The organism is Trichlorobacter sp., from assembly GCF_030247655.1.
Lineage (GTDB): Bacteria > Desulfobacterota > Desulfuromonadia > Geobacterales > Pseudopelobacteraceae > Trichlorobacter.
Genome location: NZ_JAOTRZ010000216.1, coordinates 1 through 4,875, shown reverse-complemented (window position 1 = coordinate 4,875; position 4,875 = coordinate 1). Strand labels below are relative to the sequence as shown.

General features: G+C 51.3%; 5 protein-coding genes. All 5 read right to left on the bottom strand.

Annotation, left to right across the window (positions count from 1 at the left end):
• On the bottom strand, positions 1-1,683 hold a 1,683-nt coding region (locus tag OEL57_RS14080; RefSeq protein ID WP_300741280.1), incomplete at its 3' end, for an Hpt domain-containing protein.
• Between the two features lie 30 nt (positions 1,684-1,713).
• Positions 1,714-2,040, bottom strand: a complete 327-nt coding sequence (locus OEL57_RS14075) for an STAS domain-containing protein (protein WP_300741279.1) — start codon at positions 2,038-2,040, stop codon at positions 1,714-1,716.
• A gap of 338 nt (positions 2,041-2,378) precedes the next feature.
• Positions 2,379-3,776 carry a sigma-54-dependent transcriptional regulator gene (locus OEL57_RS14070; protein WP_300741277.1) on the bottom strand — a complete coding sequence of 466 codons (1,398 nt, stop codon included), beginning with the start codon at positions 3,774-3,776 and terminating at the stop codon, positions 2,379-2,381.
• Between the two features lie 29 nt (positions 3,777-3,805).
• On the bottom strand, positions 3,806-4,270 hold the full coding sequence (locus tag OEL57_RS14065) for a hypothetical protein (RefSeq protein WP_300741276.1): 465 nt from the start codon (positions 4,268-4,270) through the stop codon (positions 3,806-3,808).
• A gap of 165 nt (positions 4,271-4,435) precedes the next feature.
• Positions 4,436-4,875: hypothetical protein (locus OEL57_RS14060; protein WP_300741275.1), on the bottom strand; the 440-nt coding region annotated here is incomplete at its 5' end.

Sequence of the window (4,875 nt, the reverse complement as noted above, 5' to 3'; positions counted from 1 at the left end):
AGCAAAAGGCAGTTCGCCAAGCTTCACCAACAGAACCGGCAGGATGGCCAGTGTCAGCGGCAGGGATACCAGCACACAACTGCCCCTGCCGGATTCAGACGAAATGGAGACGCGGCCCCCCATGGCCTGGACATTTTTCATCACCACATCCATACCCACTCCACGGCCAGAGACATCAGTAACCTTTTCAGCCGTGGAGAAGCCGGGGGCAAAGATCAGCTGCCAGACCTCTTCGTCGCTCATCTCATCGGACACCGCCAGACCGTTCTCAGACGCCTTCTGCAAAATTTTGGCACGATTAAGACCTGCACCATCGTCAAGCACCTCAATCACGATCCGTCCGCCGGTCTGGGCAGCACGCAGCGTAATGATGCCGCCTGGCTGTTTTCCTGCCTGTCTGCGCTCTTCAGGGGATTCTATGCCGTGGTCAAGGCTGTTACGCACCAGATGGGTCAACGGGTCTGCCAGCTTCTCAATCAAGCCTTTGTCCAGTTCAGTGGTTTCACCCACCAGTTTCAGCTCTGCCTGCTTGCCCAGCTTGGCAGCCAGATCATGCACCAGGCGGGGAAAGCGGCTGAAGATAAAACTGATCGGCATCATACGGATAGACATGACGCTTTCCTGCAGATCACGGGTGTTGCGCTGGAGAAGCGCCATGCCGCGATGCAGGCTTTCATACAGGACCGGATCAAACTGTTGGGCCGTCTGAGCCAGCATGGCCTGGGTAATGACCAGCTCACCCATCTGATTGATCAGTTGGTCCACCTTGGAGACACCTACCCGGATGGATGAAGACTCAGTTCCATCAACCGGCCTGCGCCCAAAGGCGTTGGGGGCGGTTTCGTCCCGGTCATAGAGGCGTCTGCCTGGTAATTCCGGGGATGGATTTCTACTGCTATCATTATTTTTCAAGTTGGTTTCAGGCGAGGCGGGGGGATCTTGGTGAAGGAAAGCAGGCTTAACAAGCTGTATCACTATCTCTTCTTCGTCTGCCACAAACATGAAGATATCGCGGAGTTCTTCCAGCTGGGCAGTACTGTTCAGCGTAATATTCCAGCTCAGGTAGCATTGTTCAGGATCATAGACATCAAAATTATCAGGAGCCGCCACCTCTGCCGTTACCGATAGTTCCCCCAGGCCAGCCAACTCATCAAAGAGCGGCTCAACCCGCACCCCCCTCTTAAACAGATCTGCCGGCGGTGTAAAAACAATCAGGTATTCTGTTGTCCCATCAGGACTGTCCGTAGAAAACACCTCAGCCCCCCCCGTAACCGGCTCTGTTAACGAATGGTGTTCACCCCCCTCAATACTCTTGAGTTTGTTGCAGGCCGACTCAACAATAGCTTCATCCACCGGAGTCTTATCGCGATGCCCGGCCAGCAGCATGGCAATGGCATCCTTGGTTTCCAGAAAGGCATCCACCATTTCGGCAGTAAGACCCAACTCGTGATGACGCACCCGATCCAGCAGGGATTCAAGGGTATGGGTGGTGGCGGCCATATCTCCAAAACCAAAGGTTGCCGCACCGCCTTTTATGGAATGGGCAGCCCGGAATACGGCGTGCAACTCCTCTTCATCCGGCGCATGGGGATCAATGGAAAGCAGTATCCGCTCCATTTCAGCCAGATGCTCGGTGCTTTCCTCAAAAAATACCTGAAAAAATTGTGAAAGGTCTGCAGACATGGTGCCCCTCTCATACATCAGTGGCAGCAACTATGGCAGCGCCACATCCTGCGAAGCCTCAAGCAGCTTATGCAAGCCAACCTTATGCACTGTTGAACGCATGCCGTCAGACAGGTTAACCAGTTCAGTATGCAGCCCCTTTATCTGCAGACACTGCACCCAGACATACAGCAGCTGCAAACCACTTATGTCGATCGCCTTGATACCTGAGCAATCAACCACCAATCTGTTGTTTTGGGGTACGACACCGCCCACGCCGTTGGAGATCGCTATTAAAGATTGTACCTGCAGGGGAATACCGTTCATGGTCCAGTCACCTGAAAGGTTGGTGGCAATACCTGTATGCTCTGTTTTCATACTGTCCTCCCGGTGATCTGTTCACCGTTACATTGCCAGATTCCTGCATCAAGACATCCGCTACGGGTGAGGGTTCCTATTACAGAAAGCATGCCGAGGAGCAACACAGAGCTAATTACCTTGTTTTATTAAACTAAATAAAACAGACAACAGAATATCAGCCAAATTTTTATATGGCGGGTTACTACGCAGACAGCCTCTCTGCAAAAGAATACTGCAAAAACGAATAGTTAGATCGGAAGGTAATTTTTTTACATCGGGGTAAGTTTTTTACTAAAGGAGGGTCAACGATTAGCGTCAGACCAACCAACAGAAAGAGCCATTACAGCAAGCCCGTTTCAGGCAGTTGATTTGCCGTTAGCACGGGCTTTAAGGCGATTGGTAATAGTTTGACGCGTTACGCCAAGCAGGGATGCAGCCAGATTGTGGTTACCACTACTCAATACAAGCGCTTCATCAATAAGGTAGTCCTCTATCTCATGGAAAGAAGGAAAGTGACCAAATAATGACAACAGATGGTTACTGCTATCGACCTGAACATTGTTACGACACATTTCTTTGGACAGCCTGAAATGTTCACAGGTAAGCAGGCCCTCCTGATGGCGGGCCATGGCATCCAGCACCAGTCCCCGCAACTCCCTGACATTACCTGGATATGCCTGGGCACGAAGATGAGGAATCAGCTCTGTACTAAGCAAAGGAGGTTGTTTTCCGTAGACACTGGCCGTTTCTTCAACCATATGGATGGTAAGCAGCGGTATGTCCTCAGGGCGCTCCCGCAAAGGCGGCAGTTCAATGGTATGGGCACAAAGCCGGTAATAGAGGTCGCTTCTGAACCGCCCCGACCTCATCTCTTCCTGAAGGTTATGATTGGTTGCCGCAACGATCCGGGCATCACTCTTTTTAACGGAATCGGAACCAACGGGAAAATAGTCGCCTTCCTGCAACAGACGCAGCAGTTTAATCTGAGAAGCGCCGTGCAGGTCACCAATCTCGTCCAGAAACAGAGTTCCGCCTGCAGCCTTCCTGATCAGACCTTCCCGTACCTGGTCAGCACCGGTAAAGGCCCCTTTTGTATGTCCGAACAGTGCGTCTGAAAACATAGCGTCATCCAGACCAGCCACATTGACCGCCACGAAATTGCCCTTAACCCCGCTTAGCTGATGGATGGCCCGTGCCATCAGCTCTTTGCCAACACCGGTTTCTCCGGTAATCAGAACCGGCTGACAAGAGGCAGAAACCGCCTCAGCATACTGAAAAATTGCACGCATCTTCTTACTGCAGGTCTTGATTGCAGCAAAGGCCTCAGGCTGCTTCAGGCTGTCGGTCAGCAGATATTGCTTCAGAATACTGATCTCATTTCGCAGATCACTAACTTGCTGCACATTTTTGACGCAGGCGATCAGCCTGCTGGGTTCAACCGGCTTCAGCAGATAATCGTAGGCGCCAGCCTTCATACACTCCACAACAATTTCAACATCAGAAAGGCCGGTCACCATCACAACCGGCAGATGCGGATACTCCTGCTTGATTAAAGGCAGCAGATCTCTTCCGCTTAAGTTAGGCATAAGCATATCCAGAAGTATGAGCGAGGCAGATTTCTGCCTCAGAACATCCATCACCTGACGGCTATCGGTTATCTTGTGTACATCGGCGATCCCTTCCGACCTCAGGGTCAAGGCCACCATGTTGGCAACCTGCTCATCATCATCAACAACCAGCACAGGGCCTTTCATTATACAACAGGGCTCCATAGGTGATCCTCTCAAGCAGATGTACCAACGCTGTCCAGAGCGTCCTCTCTCAATTTTGCAAGATGAACCTCAATCCTGCGGGCTGATTTAATAATGTTTTCAATAACCGTTGAACCGTTCTTTCTGGCCTCCCGACAGTCCTCGTCGCACGATGACTGCTCTTCGTGTGCATCATCAAGCATATCCATGTGTGAAACAAGATCCTCCCAATAGCGGGAGAGCAGGCTCGCTCCAAGCAGAATAGCGTGATTGGCATTAGCAAGCTCATGCCTGATGCGGGTGGCATCCGTTTTATTCAGTGTCATATCGAGCAAAACCGTATCTTCCGGCATACTCAGCGCCGCCTTACAATCAGTCAGACTGCAGGCCACCAGCTTGCCACCGTACTCTTTTTGCAAAGTAGCCAGCATCGGACTGATTTTCTCAGGCGAATCATCAATAATCAGCACAGCGCAATGTTTATCACGACCATTCATCTGGTGGCTCCCTCGCTTGACACCCTTAACGCAGCACAGGGGAAAGGCTAAAACAGCTTTTCAAACTATTTAATGAACTATATCAGGGAATTGTCATCTGGCAAGGCGGAGGGAGAAAAAAATAGTGTGTTCGTCCTTACTCTGACCCGCGTTTTGAAGTTTACCTCAATGCTGATAGCGTCCACCCGTTTCCTGCCACACCAGCGCATTCCCTTCAATTTCCAGCCGTAACTCATTAAAAAAAGGAGGTACAAGTCTGGCCGCATCAACCAGCACACGGTGGATGCGGCCAGGAACTGCGTCTGTTGGCAAGTCAACCGTTTCCACCTGTCCCCGTATCGCTGTTAATGCCAATGCAACCGGCTTCTCTTTACCGAAAAGCGGGATAACAGAGACGCCACCTGACGAACCGGCGTCACGTTTACTGCCTTCAGCAAGGACAGCTGACAGTTTAAGACGATAAAGGGGAGCACCACTGGTGCTATCAAGCACGACAACGCCGATTCCCTTTTTAGACCATGAGTCAGGCTTGTCCCGTTTCACATCAGGCTCACGGGGCAGTTGGCACATTTGCGGCAAGTTCAGAACTGGCCGCTTCAGAGTTG

Excerpts from the sequence above, each read along its gene's own strand:
- OEL57_RS14070 (WP_300741277.1), bottom strand. The coding sequence starts at position 3,776 with ATGAAAGGCCCTGTGCTGGTTGTTGATGATGATGAGCAGGTTGCCAAC.
- OEL57_RS14065 (WP_300741276.1), bottom strand. The coding sequence starts at position 4,270 with ATGAATGGTCGTGATAAACATTGCGCTGTGCTGATTATTGATGATTCG.
- OEL57_RS14075 (WP_300741279.1), bottom strand. The coding sequence starts at position 2,040 with ATGAAAACAGAGCATACAGGTATTGCCACCAACCTTTCAGGTGACTGG.